We start from the raw sequence: 403 nt of genomic DNA on the forward strand, positions 1-403 counted from the left end.
TGTTAATACGTAGTATTAATGGCGAGACTCCTGAGGGAGCAGTGCCAGTCGAAGACCAAGGCTGAGACGGCACCCTAGGAAAGCGAAGCCATTCAATACGAAGTATTGTATAAATAGAGAACAGCAGCAAGATATTTTCTAATTGAAAATCATCTTACTGCTGTTTTTTAGGAATCAATGGGGTTTAAAAATTGATGATAGTTATCAATGGATATGTCTCTGGTTTGAATCGTCTTACCGAATGAATACGAAATATCTATAATATTTTCAATTTCAAGTTCGGCAGTTTTGTCTTGAGCAATGTCATAAATGACTGCATGCCAATGTCCATGTTTACACAAAAGGCCAATAAATATAACGTTTTCAGCTTTAATATTATCATCAACCCTATGATCTACTAACA

General features: G+C 35.7%; 1 pseudogene. It reads right to left on the reverse strand.

What is annotated here, in order from left to right:
• Nucleotides 1–167: 167 nt before the first annotated feature.
• Nucleotides 168–403: pseudogene (locus tag IDG60_RS02795) on the reverse strand (helix-turn-helix transcriptional regulator); the annotation flags it as partial.

The organism is Staphylococcus sp. EG-SA-2, assembly GCF_017152085.1.